Below are 21,223 nucleotides of genomic sequence, written 5' to 3'. Positions count from 1 at the left end.
TATTCCTATTTTCACCTTAATACCCTTTATTTGTTATACTAAAAGGGAATACAAAAGAAAAGGGGACAGTGCCTTTGATGAAATTTGTAGTTTTAGCTATTCTTACTTTGTTTTTGATTCCATGGACAAGAAGTAGTAGTAAGCTTCGAGCAGTGGATAAGAAGGGAGATAAGAAGATTGTAAAGGGTAAGAAATCATCTATTTTAGTTATTCCTGTTTTATTTTGGATAGGTATTGCAATCTATGAATACTTTTGGCTAATTGATGATCGAGTAGATTCGATTCTTACTCATTATTCTGTTGCAGTAGCAATTTTAATTGGGCTTGTTTTATTTTCACAAGATCAAATAGGGAAATTAGAAGGTACATTAAAAGGACTTCTAATGTTTATTTTACTCGCAGGTTACGGCTACTTTGGTTATTTGCACGATATAGTAATCTCGCAAAAGAAATATGATTCTGTTGTTAAGGTAGAGAAAGATATTTCAGAGCCATTTACTGAAAATGACCAGCCGTTTACAGTGCCGCCAAAGACAGCGGAGAATAAGATGAAAAAAGTATTTGGTGATATTCCAAAAGTAGCTTATTTTGAGCTAGGAGAATTAACGCCACAAATGGTAAACGGCGAGGCTTTATATGTAGCGCCGATTGAAGTTTCAGGATTTTTTAAAGCGCGTAAAGCTGAGACAATTCCAGGGTACGTAACGATGTCAGGTACGAATCCTGATGCGGAAGCGAAACTGCACCTCGGTTATAAAATGAAATATGTGCCAAGCATGTTTTTTGGTAATAATTTAGAGCGTGTGGTAAGGCAAGCAGAACCAAATTTAATCTTTAAAGGAAAACCTAAATTTGAGGTTGATGATAAAGGAAAACCATATTATACAATGACGTATGGTGAATTTATTTCAGGAAGATCTGGATTTGAGGTAGAAGGTGTTGTCGTAGTAGATGCACAAACAGGTGAAGTGAAAAGATATGATAAAGGAAAGGCACCTAAATTTGTTGATGGTGTATTAAATCATGAGACTGCATCTACGTTAAATACGTACTTTGGTAAATATATTCACGGATTTTGGAATACGAAATTCTCACAAACAGATATGAAAATTCCGACTGAGTGGGGAACGAAAGAAGGCGTGACCCCGATTTTTGGTAAAGATGGAACACTGTATTATTTTACAGACTTTACTTCTCCAAAAGAAGGAGTAGATTCAGCTCTAGGCTATTCATTAGTAGATGCACGCACAGGCAAGCTATATTACTATAATGGAAAAGAAGTAAAGGGGATTATGGATGGTTCAGCAGCTACAGAAGTAGTAGATAATTCCTTTAAGAGAGAGAAATGGCATGGGACAATGCCTGTCATTTATAACGTATACGGTAAACCAGCTTGGATTATTCCGGTTGTTGATGACGGAGGCCTAGTACGTGCGCATACAGTTGTATATGCTGCTAATGCAAAAATATTTGCAACAGGTTCTTCGCAGAAAGAAGCGCTTGAGAATTATAAAAACGTAATGAGCGGTAATGGTGATACATTTAGACCAACCTCAACAGGAAAAGAAGCGCAAAAAGAAGGTATTGTACAACGTGTATATAAAGAAAAATCAGGTGAAAATACAATCGTGTACGTACTTTTAGAGAATGAACAAAAGGTATTTATGATACCAGTGAAGAAATTCCCATATGCTATGTTTACAGAAGTAGGAGACCCAATTCAAATTACATATTTAGATACGGGAGAGACGATGGCCTCAGTATCTAAATTTACGAATAGCAATGTGAAAAAGTAAAGCGATAGAATTTCTATCGCTTTTTTTACATTATGAAAGAGGAAAATGCAATGTACTTGACGTATGTTTATGATGTAACTATAATTGTTACGATTCGGTGTGTATAGGAAAGGGTGAATTGGAAAAGTGAATGAAGTTAATCACGAAATATATAAACCTGTAAAAGCAAACAGGTTATGGATGATTCTTGTATTAGGAACACTTACGGCGATTGGGCCATTATCTATTGATATGTATTTGCCTTCATTACCGAAGTTAACGGATGACTTGCAAACAGGTGCATCCCTTGCGCAACTTACATTGACAGCTTGTTTACTTGGGCTTTCAGTAGGACAATTATTTGTCGGTTCGATTAGTGATATTTACGGAAGGCGCAAACCTCTTATTATTGCACTTATTATTTATGTAGCTTCTTCTTTACTTTGTGCTGTTGCGCCATCTATTTGGACATTAGTGTTATTGCGCTTCCTACAAGGAGCTTCAGGATCAGCCGGAATTGTTATATCACGTGCAATGGTAAGAGATATGTACTCAGGTTCTGAAATGACGAAGTTTTTCTCACTGCTTATGTTAGTAAACGGAGCAGCACCTATTTTGGCACCAATTATTGGAGGGCAATTGTTACAGTTTACAACGTGGCGCGGTGTCTTCATCGTCCTTGGGGCAATTAGCATATTCATGTTAATCTCAGCTACTTTCGTATTGCGCGAAACATTACCTCCTGAAGAAAGAGAAACGGGTGGTTTGTCAGGGACTTTGGCGACGTACGGGAAATTGTTAAAGGACCGTCTGTTTATGGGATATGCATTGTCACAAGGATTAGTAACAGCGGCAATGTTTGCATACATTTCGGGCTCACCATTTGTGTTGCAGAACATATACGGAGCATCACCACAGCAATTTAGTTTATTTTTTGCGATTAACGGCATCGGTATTATTATTGCTAGTCAGGTAACGGGTCGTTTAGCGGGGAAAGTAAATGAGAAGACATTATTTGTTGCGGGTATTATTATCGCAGCTGTTGGTGGTCTATCTTTACTACTGACAATTGTATTAGGAATAGGTTTAATTGGTGTTTTATGTTCGTTATTCCTTGTCGTATCAAGTGTCGGGGTTGTATCAACAACTGGGTTCTCATTAGCGATGAGAAATCAGAAGCAAGCTGCAGGAACAGCATCAGCTTTATTAGGTTTATTACAGTTTATTTCAGGAGCTCTTGTTGCTCCGCTAGTAGGTATCGGTGGAAGTAATACAGCATTACCGATGGGTGTTGTTATTGCGCTTTGTGAAGTAGGAGCAGTGTTATGTTATCTATTTATGGCTAGAAGAAGTGAGAAGCAGTTTGAACTGCAACAAAAACAAAATCTAGAGGCTTAACAAAAAAGAACTGATTCAAAGGGAATGTTTGGATCAGTTCTTTTTTTCATTTCTTTGAAATACCTCATACAGTTTTGTAAGGTGATGTAGTAAAGCATTGCAAAAGTTATTTGTATAAAGTGACGATACTGTGACAAACATGTTGGTATATATATTACGATGTCGTCTTAAGTGTAAAAAGTAGGATGTTCTCGGTATAATAACAAGTGGAGATAAAAGAAACTATAATGAGTAATAGTTGTAGATAAAAGGAGAAGAAGAGATGAAGAAGGTTTTGGGTATTGCCGTAATGGGAGGAATGCTCCTTCTAGCAGGGTGTAATGGAAATAAAGATACGAAAGAACTGAAAGAAAAGGTAGAGCAATCTACAGAACAAACAGAAGAGATGAATGAATACCGTGCAGTACATGAAAAATATGATTTGAAAATGAATAAAGAAATTAATAAAGCACTGCAGTTATTTGAAGTAGCAAAAGAAAAGGGCGGTAAGGAAATAACGACTGCTACATATAAAGAAGATGTGCAAAAGGTAACAACGAGCATGTTAGAAGATATTGATCATATACGTAAAGAAATTCGTGTGCCGAAGTCGAAAGAGCAAGAACATGAAGTATATATTGGTTTCTTGAATGAATCGGAGCAAGCGATGAAAAAATTACAGAAGTTAGCTAAAGAAGAAGATTCATCGTTGATTCGTGATATAGAAATTAATTTTGCAACAGCATCGACATACTATAAACGTTTTCAAGCAGAAACGAAAAAATAACCTTGCCTGTGCAAGGTTATTTTATTTCTCTTTTGTATTCTTTTTTCGTTCCATCAGAGAAGACAACTTCTAAATCGAATTTTTGATAGTCTTTATCAAGTTTGAACACGTTCACTACTTGATCGATTACTTCTTGGTCAGGAGTGTCTTTATCAAATTTTAATTCTTGTAGAAGTGGGCTTAATTTTGTAATAGCCTCGTCACCTGTAAACTTTGCATTTGTTTTATGATCTTCAAGCTTTGCTTCCATTTTCTTATCAGCCGCTACATTTTTATAATCAGCTTCGTAGTCTTTCTTCGTATCTTCATAGTCTGCATCTAAACTAAATTCATTAAAGTTTAATTTTAAATCTGCAGGAGCCTCATTTTTTGCTTCTTCAGTCGTCTTTTTATTAGAAGTTGTGTCTTCTTTTGCAGGAGCTTTACATCCTGTTAATGCAGGTACTAGCATAAGAGCTAATAAAACTGATAGTAGAATTCTCATTATAAATTCCTCCTTATGTAAATTCGTTCTATACAAGTTTTTCCCAAAAACATGTAATTATGTATGTGTTGAAAATAAATTATTATTCTGCAGTCACAAGGGCTAATCCGCAATTTAAATCAAAAACGATTTGTATGTATATGGTAAATTGAAGTTGTGAGGGAGGGACTAAAATGCATGAAGAATATAAAGAGATAATAAAAAAATCAATTGAATATATAGAGAATCACTTACATGAGGAGCTTACAACAGAAAGAGTGGCATCTCACAGTGCAGTATCGATGTACCATTTTCATCGCATCTTTCAAAGATATGTTGGGATGAGTGTAACGGATTATATTCGAAAGAGAAGGTTAACTCATGCTGCACAAGTTTTAGTGTCAACGGAGAGAGCTGTTATTGATATTGCAGTGCAATACGGTTTTTCCTCACAAGAGGCATTTACGAGAGCTTTTAAAAGAATGTTTCAATTGCCACCAAAGAAATATCGAAAGTACTTCCAGTCATTTTATATAGAAAGAGAGGGTGTTTCAATGCAAAAAGGTATACCAAAAGGATGGATCTTAAGTGGAAGTCATCCTGCTGAATATGAGATGGGTTTAGATTATGAAGTTGTCCATCAAGGAAAAGTATCTGCATACATAAAAGCAAAAGAGAATGTTACGCACGGAGGATTTTCGACATTAATGCAAATGTTCAGAGCGGATAAATATGTAGGGAAGAGATTACGTTTTACAGCATTTGTTAAGAGTGAAAGCGTAAGAGATTGGGCAGGATTGTGGATGCGAGTAGATGGAAAAGATACAGAACCGCTCGCTATGGATAATATGCAAAATCGCCCAATTAAAAATACGAATAACTGGCAATCGTACTCGGTTGTATTAGATATAAAAGAAGGAGCGCTTGGTATTGCATTTGGTGTTTTATTATCAGGGGAAGGTTGTGTGTGGCTAGATAGTATTCGATTTGATGAAGTAGATGAAAAAATTCCTTCAACAGATTTGGCAGAGAACTTTTATGAAACACTTTTAGAAGAACCGGTGAATCTACAATTTGAAGAAGTAGAAAAATAAAAACAAGGAGAAAAGATATGTTCAAATATGTAAAACTAATAAGTATTAGTATAGTAATATCGTCTTGTATTATGGGAATTAATTATTTAGTTAGCTATCTTTGGTCAGGGCATATACCTTCTTTGACGTGGAGAACATATTTAATGTTTGTGTTTATATTTATGATGAGTTTTGGTTCAATGCAAAAAGAAGGAAAAGAGGATTATTGAAAATAGTCTTCTTCGCATTTCTTTCATTAACACAAATGTTTCTAACTGTGTTTGGAAACGCAGGTATGATTTTTAATATTATCTCGCTATCACTACAACTTGTAAGTTCGGGTGTAATTGTACCGCATGAAATGCTTTCTAAAACATATCAAACAATGGGTGAAGTATTTCCCGCAACATATGCAGCAAATGGCTATTATACAATAATATTTGGGGGAGTTAGTCTAGAGAAAAATATTATTTCATTATTAGTCATTATATTAGTTACGCAATTGGTAGCGGTAATTACTGTATCTATAAAAGGAATAGTAAAGAGAAGAAGTCATGTAGTTAAAGAAGTATAAAATAAAAAGGTATCCTGTGATTGGATACCTTTTTATTTTATTATTTTGCAACTTCTGTCCACTTGTAGTTAAATTCACCACCGAAGTCAGTTGTTACAAGTCCTTTAATGAAAGAGCGTTGTAAGTAAGAACGACCTTGTTGGTATAAAGGAGCGACAGCGCCGTCTTGTAATAGAATTTTTTCAGCTTGCTTCATTGCTTCAAAGCGTGCTTTTTCATCGCCAGCTAAATCTGTTTTCACTTTATGAATTAGCTCATCGTACTCTTTGTTAGAGTATTTATCGAAGTTATAAGCACTATCTGTTGTAAATAGATCTAAGAATGTAATTGGATCAGCGAAGTCAGGGCCCCAGCCGTCAATACCAATTTCATAGTCACCACTTAATAGTAGTTTTAGCTGTTGTTTACGTGGTTGTGGTTTTAAGTTCACTGTTAATCCGTTTAAGTTCTTTTCTAATTCACCTTTTAAATATTCACCAGTCTTTTTAGCTAAAGCATTGTCACTTGTTAATAGTTCGATTGTTACTTTGTCAGTACCAAGTTCTTGTTTTGCTTTTTTCCAGTTTTCTTTCGCTGTTTTCACATCATCCTTGACTAGATTTCCATTTTCTTTACGGAAGTCGTTGCCTTCTGGGCTCTTTGCGAATTTCGCAGGAACCATTCCTTCAGCTGGAATAGCACCGTTATTTAAAATTGTTTCTACGTAAGCTTTTTTATTCATTGCGCCGTTAATAGCAAGGCGTGCATGTTGATTTTTTAATGTTTCATTTTTTTGATTTAATCGTAAGAATTGAATGCCGACTTCAGCGCGTTCCTTGAAGTTTGGATCGCTCTTATATTTATCAACAAACTCTGCAGTTAAAGCAACACGATCAATTTGTCCTGAATCATATAAGTTCACTTCTGTAGACTTATCTTTAACGACATTGAAGTTGATTTCTTCTAGTTTTACAGTTTTAGCATCCCAATAGTTAAGGTTTTTCTTCAATTGGAAGCTTTGTTCATGTTTCCAGTTCTCTAATGTGAAAGCACCGTTGTAAATTAAATGATTTGTTTCTAAACCATATTTATCGCCTTGAGACTTTAAGTACTCTTCATTAATTGGTAAGAATGTTGAGAATGTCGTTAAGCTTAAGAAGTAGGGAACAGGACGGTCTAGTTGTACTTCTAACGTTTTGTCATCAACAGCTTTGACCCCTAGTTGATCAATTGGCAATTGTTTTTGGTTTATTTGTTTCGCATTCTTTATATCGAAGAATAAGAATGCGTATTCAGCTGCTGTATCAGGATTTACGGCACGTTGCCAAGCGAAGGTAAAGTCCTTTGCTGTAACAGGAGTACCGTTTGACCATTTTGAATCACGCAGATGGAATGTATATTTTGTTTTATCGGGACTAATGTCAACCGACTCAGCGACACCAGGAACCGGTTTATTATCTTCTCCCATTGCATATAACCCTTCAAAAACATTGCGCATTACGTTCATGGATTCCCCATCCGTTGCTTTTGCAACATCCATTGTTGGAATTTCTGAAGCGAATGATAAGTTAATTGCCTGTTTATCAGGTGCTTTATCGTTTGCTTTCGCTCCGCTTGCATTATCTTTATTTCCCCCGCAAGCAGTTAGTAATAGACTTGCCCCTAAAACAGATGCAACAACAGGTACAACTTTTTTCTTCATTGTTCGTTCCTCCCTAAATGTGTTGTTCGTAACGTCATAATGTCCGTGTCTTGAAGTGGCTATAGAAGGAGATAAAACCTATTATAAATATTTGTTTATAGGTAATCATGTGTTCTATATGTATATACATGTTGAACTATAATCTATCGTTATGTGTTTCAACGTAGTAGACATTATATTTTGATGGTGAAATATTTTGTTTCTTTGATTATTTAGAATATTAGCACTGGAAAGAACTATATGCCAATAGTAAAAATAGATTGTTAATTTCTTAGAATAATATATTAAAAAAGCAGATTCTCATGTGTGAGAGAACCTATTTTTAATATATTTTGCTAAAAAAACAATTGGTGTGGGCTAATAATAAGTGGGGATGAAGAACCCCCCACTTATTAAAGTTTCACTTTATTTTTCAATTTTTGCCCACTTGAAGTTTAATTGACCTGCAAAGTCTACTTGCACAATTCCTTTCACATAAGAACGTTCTAAATAAGATTCGCCTTTTTGGTAAAGAGGAGCGATAACAGAGTCTTTAAATAATATTTTCTCGGATGCTAGTAATGCTTCCCAGCGAGCTTTTTCATCACCAGCTAAAGTTGTTTTCACTTTTGCTATTGTTTCATCGAATTCCTTATTAGAGTAATGATCTAAGTTATAAGGGTTATTCGTTGTAAATAGCTCAAGGAATGTAATTGGATCCGTAAAGTCAGGGCTCCAGCCATCAATTCCGATTTCGTAGTCACCTTTTAATAAAAGCGAAACTTGTTGCTTACGCGGTTGCGGTTTTATATTTACTGTTAATCCATCTAGATTCTTTTCTAGTTGTCCTTTTAAGAATTCACCAGTTTTCTTATCAAGGTCAGCATCACTCGTTAATAATTCTAATGTTATCTTTTCCGAACCAAGCTCTTGTTTAGCTTTTTTCCATAACTCTTGTGCAGATTTTGTATCAACTTTTGTTAAATCGCCGTTTGCAGTACGGAAGTCTTTTCCTTCAGGTCCTTTTGCAAAGTTTTTTGGAACGAGACCAAATGTTGGTGTAGATCCATCATTTAATAACGTATTTACAAAGGATTTTCTATCAATTGTTTGATCAATTGCTTGGCGTGCAGAAACGTTTTGAAGCACTTTGTTTTGTTGATTCATACGTAAAAATTGTACGCCTACGTTTGGACGTTCTTTAAAGTTAGCATCCTTTTTATATTTATCGACGAAGTCAGATGTTAGTTTTATACGATCTAATTGTTTTGACTCGAATAAATTTACTTCTGTTGATTTTTCTTTTACGACGTTAAAATTGATTTCTTCTAGTTTGACAGTATCTTTATCCCAATAGGTAGGGTTTTTCTTGAATTTAAAGCTTTGTTCGTGCTTCCAATCGCTTAGTGTAAAAGCTCCGTTGTACAAGATTGTATTATCTTCTAAAGCGTACTTATCACCTTGTGCTTTAAAGAATTCCTCGTTAATTGGTAGAAATGTTGGGAATGCTGTTAAGCTAATAAAATACGGAACAGGACGCTCCAATTCTACCTCAAACGTATGGTCATCAACTGCTTTTACACCAAGTTGGTCGGCTGGAAGTTCTTTGTTGTTAATTTTTGTTGCGTTTTTAATATCAAAGAATAGAAATGCATATTCAGAGGCTGTTGCTGGATCTACGGCTCTTTGCCAAGCGAACACAAAATCTTTAGCTGTAACAGGAGTGCCGTTTGACCATTTTGAATCTCGCAAATGGAATGTGTATTTCGTTTTATCGCCACTTACTTCATGAGATTTTGCAACACCAGGAACAGGTTTGTTACCTTCACCAAGATTATACAAACCTTCAAATACGTTTCTCATTACTTGACCAGAATCAGTATCTGTAGCACGAGCCGTATCCATTGTTCGTATTTCAGTAGGTGAAGATAAGTTTAAAACCTGTTTACTAGGTGCCTCGTCTTTTGCATTTGCTCCGCTTGCTTCGTTTTTATAACTACCGCAACCAGTTAATAAAATACTTACTCCTACAACTGATGCAATACCGGGTACAAACTTCTTTTTCATTTGATTTTCCTCCTAAATAATTAAGTTTGGATGATGATGAGGGAAATGAAAAATAAAAAATCCCTCTTTTCATATTGAGAAAGAGGGATTTTTACGTACAAGTTATGCACCCGTATATAAACGAAGTCCCTCATTCTATCTTTCAAGCATAAAGCTTGCAGGAAGTGGCACAGTATTCAAAATGAACCTGTTGCCGAGGTTTCAAAGGGCCAGTCCCTCCACCTCTCTTGATACAATGAGTAAACGAATAAATTTTATTAATTTTTGTGTTTCTTTGATAATTCAAAATCTTACACCTTGAATAATGAAGTGTCAACTGAATGGAATATAGTTTAAATTTTCAGTTTTCTTAAATAAAAAGACCACTGCATATGGCAGTGGTTTTTCTACTAGAAGTTAAAGTTATCTGGATCTGGACCAACGCGACGGTCTTCATTTAAAGCTTGAATTGCTTTCATATCATCAGCACTTAATTCAAAGTCGAAGATGTTTGCATTTTCAATAATGCGATGTTCTTTAATTGATTTAGGAATTGTTACAACTTTGTTTTGTAAATCCCAGCGTAAAATAATTTGCGCAGTTGATTTATTATATTTTGTCGCAATTTCTTGTAACGTTGGATTATCTAGTAGTTGTCCTTGCATTAATGGTGACCAAGCTTCAAGCTGGATATTATGTTCTTTACAGAATGCATGTAACTCTTCTTGTGCTAAACGTGGGTGGTATTCCACTTGGTTGACCATTGGCTTAATTTCAGCAATTTCAAATACGTCTTGTAAGTGGTGAATGTGGAAATTACTCACACCGATAGCGCGAACACGACCATCTTTATAAAGTTTTTCTAATGCTTTCCATGATTCAGTATATTTCCCTTTTACAGGCCAATGTACTAAATATAAATCTAAATATTCTAGACCTAATTTCTCTAATGTAGTTTCAAATGCTTGAAGTGTTGTTTCATATCCTTGATCGCTATTCCATACTTTTGAGGTAATAAATAATTCTTCACGTGAAACACCGGATTCACGAATCGCTTGTCCAACGCCTTCTTCATTTTGATAGATTGCTGCAGTATCGATGCTGCGGTAGCCATTTTTAATTGCTGCTTTTACAGAATCAATTACTTCTGAACCATCTTCTACTTTAAAAACACCTAAACCAAACCAAGGCATTTTTACACCGTTATGTAATGTTGTATAGTCTTTTAAACTTGTTAAAATCATATTATTTCCCCCTAGCTTTTTTGTTTGTTGCTTCTACTGCTTTTTGAATTGCCTCTGAAAAATTATACTCGTATAAAGTTTTGAGACCCTCAGCTGTGGAACCACCTGGCGTTGTTACTTGTTCGCGGAGGTTAGCTGGATTTTGCGTTTGTTCGAGCATAGAAGCAGAGCCAGAAATCATTTGAATGACAAGATGTTTTGCGGTTTCTTCATCGCCTCCATAACTTTTTGTTGCTTCAATTAAGCTTTCAGCAAAGTAATAAAGGAAGGCTGGTGCACTTCCAGTAACTGCAGTAAGCTGATGAACTTCTTCCTCAGTACAAAGTTGCGAAGTACCAATACCTTTTAAAAGTAGTTGCAGGGTTTCTTGATGTATCTCGTTTACTGATTGTCCCATTGTATATAAGGAGATAGACTTTCCAATTTCAGCAGCTGTATTAGGCATAATCCAAGCAACAGGCGTGCCTTTTGGGAGTCTAGCTTCTAAATAAGATGGTCCAATGCCAGCTGCTACTGTTACGACTAGTTGATTTGATAGTAACGGAGATAGCTCAGCTAATAACTCTTCATGAGCAGAAGGTGGCATTGCTAAAACAACCGTATCAACAGATGTAACATGCTGCTTCCAATCTGTTGTAGTAGACACATCATATCGCCCTTGTAATTGCTTTAGCTTTTCTACGTTGCTTCGGTTAGAAACGATAATTTCTTCGATGTATTCTTTGCTTGTTTTAAGTAATCCGGAAAATATAGCTTCTGCCATACGACCAGCACCAATAAATAAAATTCGATGTTTAGTTAGCATATCCTTTATTCCTTTCTAGTAGAGATATGTTATAAAAACGATATCATCTTTAAGAGAATTTTGTAAAAAGAAAAGACTTACCGTAGATGGAATGGATAATGAGAAGGCGGAAATTCATGGTAAAGGAAGGAGCTATTCCTTATATTGGTTTATACATCATGCTAATATTAACTGTTATTAATCTCTTTATATGTGTAGCTGGTTTGCTAGAGTGGAAGAGCAATTATAAGGGACAAGAACATAAAAATAACTATATCTAGAAAATAATTAGAATTGAAAAACCCCTGAAGCATATATGCTTCAGGGGTTTACTAATAGAATATAAGATTATGCTTTTGTCATACCAAGTAATACAGCGCCGCCGATAATTAAAACACTACCTAGTGCAATAAAGATCAATTGACGTTTTGTTTTCTTTTCACCTAAGAATACAATCGCACCGAATGTTGAGATAACGATTCCAGTTTGAGATAATGGGAAGCTTGTTGCTACTCCAACACGTGGTAATGAAAGAAGTAAGAATAAGTTTCCAGTTCCCCATAGTAAACCAGACAAAGCATTACGGATTGCATATTTGTTAAATGGTTTATGTTTAGACGTCAGTACAACCGCACCAACAAACATACCAACTGCTTGTGGTAAGATAGCAGACCAACCATCAATATTATACCAACGAATAATTATTACATATACAAGATAGCCGAAAGTAGAAACAATTAAAGTAAGAAGTCCTTTTTTCAATTGTCCAGGTGGCTGAGCATTTTCTTTATCATCTAATGATGTGAATACAACACCAACTACGATTAATAGGATTGCAATCGTTCCCAGAATGATTGTTGTCGTAGTAGTCCACTCACGGAAAGCGATAACCCCAAAGATAGAAGTTGCAACAAGTTGCATACCAGTAGAAATCGTTACAGTAGTTGAAACACCTAGTTTTTCAACTGTTTTTAATTGGTTTACTTGTCCTAAAGCCCAGAATAAACCTGAGATAAAACCAACAATTAAGATTGTCATTGTTAAAGCTGGTTGAGTAAATACATACATAATTGTTGCGAAGAATAGAGCACCGATTGTCATACCTACCGTTTGGCTATATGCACCACCGCCCATTTTTACGCTTACTAATAAGATGTTTCCCCATGCAATTGCAGGAAGAAGCGCTAATAAAATGTCCATTACAAGACTCCCTTCGGTTTGCTATACCAATATAGTTACATATCGTTCTAACGATCGGTAATGCACCACTAATAGAGTAGAAGATTACCGATCGCTAAAACAGGATGAAGAATTCACGATATAAATGCGTTTTCATTTCTTCATTTTTTGAAACACCTCCATATAATAACAGGAAATTGCCTATTTTAGAAAGTGAATTCAAATAAAATGTCTATTTTAATAAGAGGTAAAATTCAGTTATTTCCCATTGGTATATTTTATTTCCTAAGAAATAAAGAAGCAGCTTTGACAAAAGCTGCTTTAAGAGTTAGTGATTCTTTTATTAATAAGTTGAATACATAGTAGAAATACGAGTGACATACCGATAGTAATAACTACAAGTGTCCAGGCGAGTTGCATATTACTTGCATCAATAGCCATGTAAATTGCAGTTGGGATTGTCTGTGTTTTACCAGGAATGTTCCCGGCAAACATAAGTGTAGCACCAAACTCTCCGAGTGCGCGGACAAAGCTCAAAATCATCCCGCTTAGTAATGCGGGAAATGCGAGTGGAAGTGTAACGTGTAGAAAAACTTGATATTCACTTGCGCCAAGGTCACGAGCACTTTCTTCAATTTGTACATTTGCGATAGAAAACCCTGTTTTCGCTGATTGGTACATAAGCGGAAATGCAACAACTGTAGAAGCGATGATCGCAGCAGTAGATGTGAACATAATAGACTGCTGAAATAATGATTCAATCCACTTTCCGATCGGGCTGTTGTTTCCAAAGATGATAATGAGAAAGAAGCCGATAACAGTTGGTGGAAGTACCATTGGTAATAAAAATATGGTTTCTAATAGTACTTTATATCGCCATGAGGAGCGAGCTAGTGCTCGCCCGACAATTGTCCCTAAAATTGTAACGAGAATAGTGGCACACGCAGCTACTCTTAAAGATAGAAAGACAGGCGATAAAATAGCATCAATGCTCATAGTAATTACGACAGGACTGTAAATCCATATTTCTTAAAGATAGATTGTGCATCTTTTGACTGCAAATACTCATAAAATGAGGTCGCCTCTTTCTTATGTTTAGATTCCTTTATAACACCTAAAGGATAGTGGATTGGCTCATGAGAAGTAGCTGCTGCTGTCTCACCAATCTTTACTTTATCCGAAATGAGAGCATCTGTTTTGTATACGATACCAGCATCGACATTCCCTGTTTCTACATATGTTAACACTTGGCGAACATCTTTTGTAAATACGACTTTATTTTGAACATCATTCCAAAGGTTTTCGTGTGTTAGAGAAGCCTTTGCATATTTGCCAGCAGGTACAGATTCAGGTGTACCAAGTGCAATTTTTTTGATTTTCTCATCTTTTAAATCTTGAAATTTTGTAAGAGAACTATCTTTAGGAATGACTAGAACTAGTTCATTTCCAAGAAGATTTTTCCCTTCTTTTTCATTAATGAATCCTTTTTTTACAAGGGTTTGGAATTTATCTTCTGCTGCTGAGAAGAATAAATCAGCAGGTGCACCTTGTTCAATTTGTTGTTGAAGTGCTCCAGAAGCACCGAAGTTAAAAGAAAGTTTGATATTTGGCTCTTTTTCTTTATATTGTTTTTCGATTTCTTTTAATGCATCTTGTAAGCTTGCAGCAGCTGAGATAGTCAGTTCAACTGTTTTATCCTCTTTAGCAGCTGAATTTGTATGCTTTTCCCCACTTGTACAAGCAGCGCTAAATATAAGAAGGAAAGAAAGTATAAGTGCCCCGATGGAACGTAATATAAATTTATTCATAAAAAAATACCCTTTCATTTTGATACATTTAATTATAACTAAATATAACTAAATATAACTAGTTATAATTGAATATAATTTGAACATATATCTATTTTTTAAAAATAGGAGAAATATTCTTTTCTTTGTTACAATGAAAGGAGAAAGTGAGGAATCGTCTATGGATCATCATTCCTACACAACGGAAGAAGTAGCAAAGCGATTAAAAGTATCGAAATTAACTGTATACGACTTAATTAAAAAAGGAGAACTTCCTTCTTATAGAGTTGGTAGACAGATGCGCATTGATGCAGCAGATTTAGATCAATATATAAAGCAAATGAAAACAGGAAAGGTACAAGTTAATCCTGTAAAAAACGATGGTAGTAGTAACTTGAACACGTGTATTATTAGTGGTCAAGAACTAACGTTAGATATGTTAGCTAAACGTATAGAAAATCGTTTGCCAAGTTCTAATGTTTTAAGAGCGTATCAAGGTAGCTTAACAAGTTTGGTGAAAATGTATCAAGGAGAAGGAAGTATCGTTAGTTTGCATTTGTTTGATGGTGAAACGGGTACATATAATATTCCTTACGTAAAACGCATTTTAGTAGGACAGCCATGTATTATGATTAATTTATTGTCCAGAAATGTGGGATTTTATGTCCGAAAAGGAAATCCGAAGAGAATAAAGACATGGGCTGACATATCCGGGTCCACTATAAAGTTTGTGAATCGAGAAAAGGGTTCTGGTATTAGAGTGTTAGTGGATGAACAATTACGAATCCAAAAATTAAATAAAGCTGATATTAGTGGATATGAATGGGAAGAATCGAATCATCTTGGTGTTGCCACGCAAGTTGCAAATGGAAAAGCTGATGTAGGAGTAGGTTCAGAAAAGTTTTCGCAAATTGTAAATGTGGACTTTATTCCGATCATGAAAGAACAGTATGATTTAGTAATTTTGAAGAATAAAGAAAATGAAGAGCTGATTGAAGTTGTGAAAGACATTCTGCAATCGGAAGAATTTCATAATGAATTAAATGCGATTGGCGGATATGATATTACGAAAACGGGTCAAATTATATATGAAATAAAGTGAAACTTTAATCAGTGGGGGGGTTCTTCATCCCCCACTGATTATTAGCCCTCACCAATCGGACTTTAATGGGCAGCCTGATCCCCACCTAACTTCTTTGCTTTCGCTGAATTTCGAGGTGGGGGTCTTACTGCCCATTAAAGCGGGACAAACTAAAAAGCTGCTTGTCTATAAGACGAGCAGCTTTTTCTATATATAAAGGGGTTTGGGGAAACAAAGTGTTAAATAAGACCTTGAGCAAGTGTATAAATGAAAGCCGTAAGAAGAGTAGCTCCACTTGCAAGTCCGATAAAGTCTGATTTGTTGAAAGTAATGTTGTTCATTATAATCTCTCCTTATTTGTTTAATGTAGTTGCAACAGCTTTTGCATCGACAAGTGCGGATAGCACCATGCCCATTGTATTTAAAAATTTATTTGATTTCATATTGTTCATCATGCGTATCCGCTCCTTTTCGAATTGTTGTTGCCCTGCTTATGTCTTAATTATAGGGAATATGGCTACTTGCAACTATCGAATTAGCTTACGAAAGACTTACACTTTTGTAAGAAAAAAAGACATTCATGTAAGAATGTCTTTCACAGCATATTGATATGATGATGGTCTTCAATTGTTTTTAAAAAACTACGCATTGAATTTGTCATATAGCTATCTTTACGGCGTATGAAAACCGTTGAAATACTGCCGTATTTTTCAGGGATTGCATGACAATGTACCTTACCTGCTTTAGAAAGATGATGGACAGCAGACTGTGGTACGAGTGTAATTCCGAGACCGAGTGCAACACTGTTTAATATTGTCTCTAATATATTGAATTCCATAATTCTTTTTGGTAGCAAACCTTCATCTTTAAGCCAACGTTCTAGTTTGGAGCGGTATCCACATCCTTGGTTAAAAACGAGTAGAGGCGTTGTTGTAAATTCTTCTATATGAAAGGCTTTATTTTGTGTTATAAGCATTAATTTCTCTGTACTAACATCGTATTGTTCGATTAGTGGATGTTTAATAGGACCTGATATAAAGGCGCCATCTAATTGATGATCAAGTACTTCTCTAATTAATTCTTCTGTTAGACCCGCTTGTAATGATAAATCGACATTCGGATAGCTTTTATAGTAAGAAGATAAAATGGTAGGCAGTGTACTTACTGTTTCGACTGTACCGATTTTTAATATACCAGAAGGTGTTTCGCTATCCAAAAATACTTGTTTTAGTTCGTCGACATCTTGCAAAATTTTACTAACATAAACGAGCATTTTTCTTCCTTCAGCTGTTAAAGTCATTCCTCGTTTATGGCGGTAAAAGAGTGGGGTTTTTAATTCGTTTTCTAGTTGTTTAATACGTGCAGTTACATTTGATTGTACATAATTTAATTCCTTTGCTGCACTACTTACACTCCCCTGATCGGCAACGCTTTTAAAGATTTGTAAGTCTCGTAATTCCATTTTGTAATCCCCCTTGATGTTAACTATCATTATAAATGATAGTTAACATCATTTTGAATCATTTTACGTGATATATTTTTTCTTTTACAATTCTCTTTGTGCAAATAGAAAGAAACGGGGATTGCGGTGAGGAGAGGTCAAATGATAATAGGGGCTTTAGCGTGTTTAATTGCGAGTATGTCATGGGGAGCGATGTTTCCAGTTGCTGATCATGCGCTAGAATACATAGATCCATTTTATTTTTCGCTTATTCGCTATGGAGCAGTGGCGATAATGCTGATTGTATTGTTGTTAATGAAAGAAGGAAAACAGGCATTTCGTTTAGAGGGAAGAGGAAAGTTACTCGTCTTTTTTGGAACGATGGCATTTACAGTATATAATGTCCTCATATTTTTAGGGCAAATGTTGATGGGTAAGTCGGGTGTAATGGTAGCTTCCATTATGGAAGCACTTATGCCGATGATTTCTATTTGTATTTTATGGGGATATAAGCATATAAAACCGAAGAAGTATATGATAACGAGTATGGTTATTGGTTTTGTAGGAGCTGTGTTTGTTATTACAAAAGGTGACATGAGTTTCTTTGTAACATTGAAAGATAATATGTTCCCATTAGCATTTATATTTATTGGTGTTGTAGGCTGGGTTATTTATACGATGGGTGGTCAAACTTGTAGTGATTGGTCAACATTACGTTATTCTACGTTGACGTGTGTATTCGGTACGACTGTTACAGCGATTATAACGGTAATTATTACGTCGCTTGGATATATTTCAGTTCCGAGTATGGGAACGATTTCTATTGTGAAATATGATTTGTTATTTATGATGACATTGCCAGGTATTGTAGCGCTACTTGCTTGGAACTATGGTGTGAAAATTTTATCATCCATTAATGGAATTTTATTTATTAATTTTGTACCAATTACGACTTTAGCTATTATGATGCAAGGGTATCAAATCACAATGTTTGATATTATAGGGACTGTACTTGTTATTGCAGCGCTTATTCGCAATAACGTTTGTCAGAGAAAAGAAGAAAATATAAATAAGAGAGTTTTACAAGAAGAACAATTACGTCAAGCTGTTTAATAGGCAAATGGAGGATTTTACATGTTAGAAAGTTTATTGTTTTTCTTCGCCGTGGGAGTTGCCTGTGAGCTTGCAGCAATTAATCGAAATGGTCGTAAAAAGATAAAACAACAAGCTGAGCTGATACAGCTTTTAAAAGAATTGAAAGAAAGAAAAAATTAAAAAGACGACCGGGCATAGACGGTCGTCTTTTTCTATATAAAGGGGAAAGGGGACACAAAGTTATACAAGCGTAGCAGCGTAAATAAAAGCAGTAAGAAGAAGAGAGCCGCTAGCTAATCCTAAAAAGTCTAATTTGTTAAAAGTGATGTTATTCATAATGAGTTCTCCTTACTTGTTTAATGTATAAGCAACAGCTTTTGCGTCGAAAAGAGCTGATAATACCATGCCCATTGTATTTAAGAAATTGTTCGTTTTCATATTGTTCATCATATCAATCGACTCCTTTTCGAATAGTTGTTGCCCTGTTTCTGACTTAATTGTATGAAATATAGTGAGAAGTAACTATCGAATTAGCTTACAAGAAAATTACACTTTTGTAAGAATTGAAATTTAACAATTCATACTTATTTTTATTACCAACTCCTAAAACTTAGTGTTATAATTGTTGTAAGAATATGATTATACTTCGGATGTTTAGAAAGGAACGAAATAAATGTATAAACCAATTACATTTTTGTTGAAATATATATTTAAAACAGCTGGGAAAGTAGAAGTGCAAGGAAGAGAAAAGCTACCAGAAGGTGGTCCGTATGTTGTTGCGTGTACACATACAAGTTTTATGGATGTATTAATGTTAGCTACAGGGATGTACCCAACAGAGATTCATTACATGGCAAAAAAAGAATTATTTGAAGGGAAATTCAAAAATTGGTTCTTTAAAAATGTAAATGCATTCCCTGTAGATCGCGCGAATCCGGGACCGAGTACACTTAAAATTCCATCACGTTTATTAAAAGAAGGAAAGGTAGTAGGGATTTTTCCGAGTGGAACGAGATCAGCGGAAGATGTTTCATTAAAAGCGGGTGCTGTGACAATTGCGATGCGTTCTAATGTACCTTTAGTGCCGGCAGCTTATGTTGGTCCATCAAGTGTAAAAGAATTAATAAAGGGGAAAAAGGCACAATTGATTTTTGGAGATCCGATTCAAATTGAGGCTGGAGAACAAATAGATCGAAAAACCGCTATGAAAATGATGACAGATCAATTAAATGAGAAGTTTGAGGAGTTAAAAGAAGCTTTGCAATCAAATCAAAAATAAGAAAAGACGACCGGGCATAGACGGTCGTCTTTTCTATTACTATTTATAATAAAGGGGAAAGGGGACACAAAGTTATACAAGCGTAGCGGCGTAAATAAAAGCAGTAAGAAGAAGCGAGCCACTAGCTAGTCCTAAAAAATCTAATTTGTTAAAAGTGATGTTATTTATAATATATTCTCCTTACTTGTTTAATGTAGAAGCAACAGCTTTTGCGTCGATAAGAGTGGAAAATACCATGCCCATTGTATGTAAGAAATTGTTCGTTTTCATTTTGTTCATCATATTAATCCGCTCCTTTTCGAATGGTTGTTACCTTGTTTCTGACTTAATTGTATGAAATGTTGCGGAAAGTCACTATCGAATTAGCTTACAGAAAAATTACACTTTTGTAAGAGAAACGAATGAAGGTGTAATGATAAGAAGATTTGACATATGTTCATGAGATTCATTAAGTTAAAGATAGAGGTGAGTGTATGGCTAATATTAAAGATATAGCAAAGATAGCGGGAGTTTCAGTTACGACTGTTTCGAGAGTGTTGAATGATCACCCATATGTAAGTGAAGAAAAAAGGAAAGCGGTTATAGAGATAGTTGAGAAATTGAATTACTCGCAAAACGCAAATGCTGTTCATTTATCAAAAGGAAAGACGAATATTGTTGGTGTGATTTTACCGTATATTAATCATCCGTGTTTTGATGCGATGGTGAGCGGAATGATGGAGATTGCGTTAACTCATAATTACAGAGTGTTACTTTGCCAAACGAATTATAATAAAAAAGAAGAAATAAAAAGTTTACATATGTTAAAAACAAAACAATTGGATGGTCTTATTATTTGTTCACGTGCAAATGATTGGGAAACGATAGAACCGTATGCTTCTTACGGCACAATAATTGCTTGTGAAGATAATGATATTTCAAACATCTCAAGTGTATATACGAATCATTCAGCGGCCTTTCAATTAGGAATGGATTATTTGATTGAGAAAGGTTATAAAAAAATTGGTTATTGTACGGGAAGAAAATTAGGGCCGAGTAGTCAAAAGCGTTTTGATGTTTATAAACAGCGATTGCAATCTATAGACGAAGAGGTTAATGAAGAATGGATTTTTACAGAATGTTTTACACTAGAAGATGGTGTAAAAGTGGCTCATAAGTTAAAAGAGATACAGGATCTTCCTGAAGCATTAATAGTAGCAGGTGATGAAGTTGCGATTGGGGTTATGACAGAGGTTGAAAAACTAGGGATTCAAGTTCCTGAGGATTTAGCGATTATTGGCTTTGATAATCAACCTATCTCGCAAGTGTTACAATTGACAACTATTGATCAAAATTTAAAGGAGATAGGGAAAACTGCTTTTGAAATGTTGCATAGAAAAGTGAATGACGAGAGTTCTAAACAAGAAAAGCTGGAAATTCCATACGAACTTGTGGAACGCTCTACAGTTTAATCTTAATCCGTTATGTGTATAATCGCATAACGGATTATTTTTTTGAAATATCTTTGACAGGAAACGCGTTTCATACTTTATAAAGGAGTTAAACCGGTTTGTAATAATCCATGGATTCTTTTCAAGT

General features: G+C 35.2%; 24 protein-coding genes and 1 riboswitch. Of the genes, 12 read left to right on the top strand and 12 right to left on the bottom strand.

Going from position 1 to position 21,223, the window contains the following annotated elements; all coding sequences use genetic code 11:
- Positions 1 to 77 precede the first annotated feature (77 nt).
- The 3 genes from F3I02_RS22730 (at position 78) to F3I02_RS22720 (ending at position 3,939) form a co-directional block, all read left to right on the top strand.
- The gene (locus F3I02_RS22730) at positions 78 to 1,796 is read left to right on the top strand and encodes a DUF3981 domain-containing protein (RefSeq protein WP_000674037.1); all 1,719 of its coding nucleotides are present in this window, start codon (positions 78 to 80) and stop codon (positions 1,794 to 1,796) included.
- Between the two features lie 117 nt (positions 1,797 to 1,913).
- Complete coding sequence (locus tag F3I02_RS22725; RefSeq protein ID WP_232294088.1) at positions 1,914 to 3,173, top strand: multidrug effflux MFS transporter; 1,260 nt, start codon at positions 1,914 to 1,916, stop codon at positions 3,171 to 3,173.
- A gap of 262 nt (positions 3,174 to 3,435) precedes the next feature.
- Positions 3,436 to 3,939 (top strand): hypothetical protein, encoded by a 504-nt coding sequence (locus tag F3I02_RS22720; RefSeq protein ID WP_196478470.1) that lies wholly within the window; start codon positions 3,436 to 3,438, stop codon positions 3,937 to 3,939.
- A gap of 16 nt (positions 3,940 to 3,955) precedes the next feature.
- Here F3I02_RS22720 and F3I02_RS22715 read toward each other — a convergent pair whose 3' ends face one another.
- Positions 3,956 to 4,423 carry a YusW family protein gene (locus F3I02_RS22715; protein WP_001221554.1) on the bottom strand — a complete coding sequence of 156 codons (468 nt, stop codon included), beginning with the start codon at positions 4,421 to 4,423 and terminating at the stop codon, positions 3,956 to 3,958.
- Between the two features lie 173 nt (positions 4,424 to 4,596).
- On the opposite strand from F3I02_RS22715, the gene F3I02_RS22710 reads away from it, so the two are divergent.
- From F3I02_RS22710 to F3I02_RS22700, 3 genes are read left to right on the top strand one after another with little or no spacing between them, the layout of a single operon-like run.
- The gene (locus F3I02_RS22710; RefSeq protein WP_074593937.1) at positions 4,597 to 5,496 is read left to right on the top strand and encodes a helix-turn-helix transcriptional regulator; all 900 of its coding nucleotides are present in this window, start codon (positions 4,597 to 4,599) and stop codon (positions 5,494 to 5,496) included.
- Between the two features lie 17 nt (positions 5,497 to 5,513).
- Positions 5,514 to 5,705 carry a hypothetical protein gene (locus F3I02_RS22705; RefSeq protein WP_000477648.1) on the top strand — a complete coding sequence of 64 codons (192 nt, stop codon included), beginning with the start codon at positions 5,514 to 5,516 and terminating at the stop codon, positions 5,703 to 5,705.
- Complete coding sequence (locus F3I02_RS22700; RefSeq protein WP_000706214.1) at positions 5,702 to 6,049, top strand: ABC-2 transporter permease; 348 nt, start codon at positions 5,702 to 5,704, stop codon at positions 6,047 to 6,049. Before F3I02_RS22705 ends, F3I02_RS22700 begins: the two co-directional genes overlap by 4 nt.
- A 40-nt stretch (positions 6,050 to 6,089) precedes the next feature.
- Here F3I02_RS22700 and F3I02_RS22695 read toward each other — a convergent pair whose 3' ends face one another.
- The 4 genes from F3I02_RS22695 to proC all read right to left on the bottom strand — a co-directional run bounded on the left by F3I02_RS22695 (position 6,090) and on the right by proC (position 11,804).
- Positions 6,090 to 7,730: a peptide ABC transporter substrate-binding protein gene (locus tag F3I02_RS22695; protein WP_196478469.1), complete on the bottom strand. Its 1,641-nt coding sequence runs from the start codon at positions 7,728 to 7,730 to the stop codon at positions 6,090 to 6,092.
- 405 nt (positions 7,731 to 8,135) lie between these two features.
- Positions 8,136 to 9,776: a peptide ABC transporter substrate-binding protein gene (locus tag F3I02_RS22690; RefSeq protein ID WP_196478468.1), complete on the bottom strand. Its 1,641-nt coding sequence runs from the start codon at positions 9,774 to 9,776 to the stop codon at positions 8,136 to 8,138.
- A 132-nt stretch (positions 9,777 to 9,908) separates the two neighbouring features.
- Positions 9,909 to 10,013: riboswitch (SAM riboswitch) on the bottom strand.
- 152 nt (positions 10,014 to 10,165) lie between these two features.
- Positions 10,166 to 10,999 carry an aldo/keto reductase gene (locus F3I02_RS22685; protein ID WP_000604198.1) on the bottom strand — a complete coding sequence of 278 codons (834 nt, stop codon included), beginning with the start codon at positions 10,997 to 10,999 and terminating at the stop codon, positions 10,166 to 10,168.
- Between the two features lies 1 nt (position 11,000).
- Positions 11,001 to 11,804, bottom strand: a complete 804-nt coding sequence (gene proC, locus F3I02_RS22680) for a pyrroline-5-carboxylate reductase (RefSeq protein WP_131251501.1) — start codon at positions 11,802 to 11,804, stop codon at positions 11,001 to 11,003.
- Positions 11,805 to 11,920: 116 nt separating this feature from the next.
- Here proC and F3I02_RS22675 point away from each other — a divergent pair, with 116 nt between their 5' ends.
- A complete protein-coding gene (locus tag F3I02_RS22675; protein ID WP_000237841.1) occupies positions 11,921 to 12,064 on the top strand; it encodes a hypothetical protein in 144 nt (47 codons plus the stop codon).
- 67 nt (positions 12,065 to 12,131) lie between these two features.
- Here F3I02_RS22675 and F3I02_RS22670 read toward each other — a convergent pair whose 3' ends face one another.
- The 3 genes from F3I02_RS22670 to modA all read right to left on the bottom strand — a co-directional run bounded on the left by F3I02_RS22670 (position 12,132) and on the right by modA (position 14,770).
- Complete coding sequence (locus F3I02_RS22670; protein WP_000353544.1) at positions 12,132 to 12,983, bottom strand: GRP family sugar transporter; 852 nt, start codon at positions 12,981 to 12,983, stop codon at positions 12,132 to 12,134.
- 300 nt (positions 12,984 to 13,283) lie between these two features.
- Positions 13,284 to 13,958, bottom strand: coding sequence for a molybdate ABC transporter permease subunit (gene modB / locus F3I02_RS22665; RefSeq protein ID WP_000020523.1), 675 nt, complete (start codon positions 13,956 to 13,958; stop codon positions 13,284 to 13,286).
- A gap of 5 nt (positions 13,959 to 13,963) precedes the next feature.
- Positions 13,964 to 14,770, bottom strand: a complete 807-nt coding sequence (modA, locus tag F3I02_RS22660) for a molybdate ABC transporter substrate-binding protein (protein ID WP_001031844.1) — start codon at positions 14,768 to 14,770, stop codon at positions 13,964 to 13,966.
- Positions 14,771 to 14,930: 160 nt separating this feature from the next.
- On the opposite strand from modA, the gene F3I02_RS22655 reads away from it, so the two are divergent.
- A complete protein-coding gene (locus F3I02_RS22655; RefSeq protein ID WP_033703495.1) occupies positions 14,931 to 15,851 on the top strand; it encodes a substrate-binding domain-containing protein in 921 nt (306 codons plus the stop codon).
- A 218-nt stretch (positions 15,852 to 16,069) separates the two neighbouring features.
- On the opposite strand, the gene F3I02_RS22650 is transcribed toward F3I02_RS22655, so the two are convergent.
- Together F3I02_RS22650 and F3I02_RS22645 are read right to left on the bottom strand one after the other, a co-directional pair.
- On the bottom strand, positions 16,070 to 16,171 hold the full coding sequence (locus tag F3I02_RS22650) for a DUF3948 family protein (RefSeq protein WP_001060017.1): 102 nt from the start codon (positions 16,169 to 16,171) through the stop codon (positions 16,070 to 16,072).
- Positions 16,172 to 16,425: 254 nt separating this feature from the next.
- Positions 16,426 to 17,292 carry a LysR family transcriptional regulator gene (locus F3I02_RS22645; RefSeq protein ID WP_000423031.1) on the bottom strand — a complete coding sequence of 289 codons (867 nt, stop codon included), beginning with the start codon at positions 17,290 to 17,292 and terminating at the stop codon, positions 16,426 to 16,428.
- Positions 17,293 to 17,418: 126 nt separating this feature from the next.
- Between F3I02_RS22645 and F3I02_RS22640 the strand changes: the two genes are divergently transcribed.
- Complete coding sequence (locus F3I02_RS22640) at positions 17,419 to 18,384, top strand: DMT family transporter (protein WP_196478467.1); 966 nt, start codon at positions 17,419 to 17,421, stop codon at positions 18,382 to 18,384.
- A gap of 21 nt (positions 18,385 to 18,405) precedes the next feature.
- Positions 18,406 to 18,546 (top strand): YrzO family protein, encoded by a 141-nt coding sequence (locus F3I02_RS22635; RefSeq protein ID WP_000894065.1) that lies wholly within the window; start codon positions 18,406 to 18,408, stop codon positions 18,544 to 18,546.
- Between the two features lie 60 nt (positions 18,547 to 18,606).
- On the opposite strand, the gene F3I02_RS22630 is transcribed toward F3I02_RS22635, so the two are convergent.
- Positions 18,607 to 18,702: a DUF3948 family protein gene (locus F3I02_RS22630; protein ID WP_001060007.1), complete on the bottom strand. Its 96-nt coding sequence runs from the start codon at positions 18,700 to 18,702 to the stop codon at positions 18,607 to 18,609.
- A gap of 337 nt (positions 18,703 to 19,039) precedes the next feature.
- Between F3I02_RS22630 and F3I02_RS22625 the strand changes: the two genes are divergently transcribed.
- Entirely contained in the window at positions 19,040 to 19,645 is a 606-nt protein-coding gene (locus tag F3I02_RS22625; protein ID WP_000277769.1) for a lysophospholipid acyltransferase family protein, read from the top strand.
- Positions 19,646 to 19,717: 72 nt separating this feature from the next.
- Here F3I02_RS22625 and F3I02_RS22620 read toward each other — a convergent pair whose 3' ends face one another.
- Complete coding sequence (locus tag F3I02_RS22620) at positions 19,718 to 19,813, bottom strand: DUF3948 family protein (RefSeq protein WP_001060007.1); 96 nt, start codon at positions 19,811 to 19,813, stop codon at positions 19,718 to 19,720.
- 305 nt (positions 19,814 to 20,118) lie between these two features.
- Here F3I02_RS22620 and F3I02_RS22615 point away from each other — a divergent pair, with 305 nt between their 5' ends.
- Positions 20,119 to 21,096 (top strand): LacI family DNA-binding transcriptional regulator, encoded by a 978-nt coding sequence (locus tag F3I02_RS22615; protein WP_074593944.1) that lies wholly within the window; start codon positions 20,119 to 20,121, stop codon positions 21,094 to 21,096.
- The last annotated feature ends 127 nt before the right edge of the window (positions 21,097 to 21,223 follow it).

The organism is Bacillus sp. SRB3LM, assembly GCF_015712745.1.
In the GTDB taxonomy this organism is placed as follows: domain Bacteria; phylum Bacillota; class Bacilli; order Bacillales; family Bacillaceae_G; genus Bacillus_A; species Bacillus_A thuringiensis_K.
This window is presented reverse-complemented; position numbering and strand designations above follow the sequence as displayed.

Excerpts from the sequence above, each read along its gene's own strand:
- modB (WP_000020523.1), bottom strand. The coding sequence starts at position 13,958 with ATGAGCATTGATGCTATTTTATCGCCTGTCTTTCTATCTTTAAGAGTA.
- F3I02_RS22675 (WP_000237841.1), top strand. The coding sequence starts at position 11,921 with ATGGTAAAGGAAGGAGCTATTCCTTATATTGGTTTATACATCATGCTA.
- F3I02_RS22690 (WP_196478468.1), bottom strand. The coding sequence starts at position 9,776 with ATGAAAAAGAAGTTTGTACCCGGTATTGCATCAGTTGTAGGAGTAAGT.
- F3I02_RS22650 (WP_001060017.1), bottom strand. The coding sequence starts at position 16,171 with ATGAACAACATTACTTTCAACAAATCAGACTTTATCGGACTTGCAAGT.
- proC (WP_131251501.1), bottom strand. The coding sequence starts at position 11,804 with ATGCTAACTAAACATCGAATTTTATTTATTGGTGCTGGTCGTATGGCA.
- modA (WP_001031844.1), bottom strand. The coding sequence starts at position 14,770 with ATGAATAAATTTATATTACGTTCCATCGGGGCACTTATACTTTCTTTC.
- F3I02_RS22645 (WP_000423031.1), bottom strand. The coding sequence starts at position 17,292 with ATGGAATTACGAGACTTACAAATCTTTAAAAGCGTTGCCGATCAGGGG.
- F3I02_RS22655 (WP_033703495.1), top strand. The coding sequence starts at position 14,931 with ATGGATCATCATTCCTACACAACGGAAGAAGTAGCAAAGCGATTAAAA.
- F3I02_RS22615 (WP_074593944.1), top strand. The coding sequence starts at position 20,119 with ATGGCTAATATTAAAGATATAGCAAAGATAGCGGGAGTTTCAGTTACG.
- F3I02_RS22685 (WP_000604198.1), bottom strand. The coding sequence starts at position 10,999 with ATGATTTTAACAAGTTTAAAAGACTATACAACATTACATAACGGTGTA.
- F3I02_RS22635 (WP_000894065.1), top strand. The coding sequence starts at position 18,406 with ATGTTAGAAAGTTTATTGTTTTTCTTCGCCGTGGGAGTTGCCTGTGAG.
- F3I02_RS22630 (WP_001060007.1), bottom strand. The coding sequence starts at position 18,702 with ATGAATAACATCACTTTTAACAAATTAGACTTTTTAGGATTAGCTAGC.
- F3I02_RS22670 (WP_000353544.1), bottom strand. The coding sequence starts at position 12,983 with ATGGACATTTTATTAGCGCTTCTTCCTGCAATTGCATGGGGAAACATC.
- F3I02_RS22705 (WP_000477648.1), top strand. The coding sequence starts at position 5,514 with ATGTTCAAATATGTAAAACTAATAAGTATTAGTATAGTAATATCGTCT.
- F3I02_RS22715 (WP_001221554.1), bottom strand. The coding sequence starts at position 4,423 with ATGAGAATTCTACTATCAGTTTTATTAGCTCTTATGCTAGTACCTGCA.
- F3I02_RS22730 (WP_000674037.1), top strand. The coding sequence starts at position 78 with ATGAAATTTGTAGTTTTAGCTATTCTTACTTTGTTTTTGATTCCATGG.
- F3I02_RS22710 (WP_074593937.1), top strand. The coding sequence starts at position 4,597 with ATGCATGAAGAATATAAAGAGATAATAAAAAAATCAATTGAATATATA.
- F3I02_RS22695 (WP_196478469.1), bottom strand. The coding sequence starts at position 7,730 with ATGAAGAAAAAAGTTGTACCTGTTGTTGCATCTGTTTTAGGGGCAAGT.
- F3I02_RS22625 (WP_000277769.1), top strand. The coding sequence starts at position 19,040 with ATGTATAAACCAATTACATTTTTGTTGAAATATATATTTAAAACAGCT.
- F3I02_RS22720 (WP_196478470.1), top strand. The coding sequence starts at position 3,436 with ATGAAGAAGGTTTTGGGTATTGCCGTAATGGGAGGAATGCTCCTTCTA.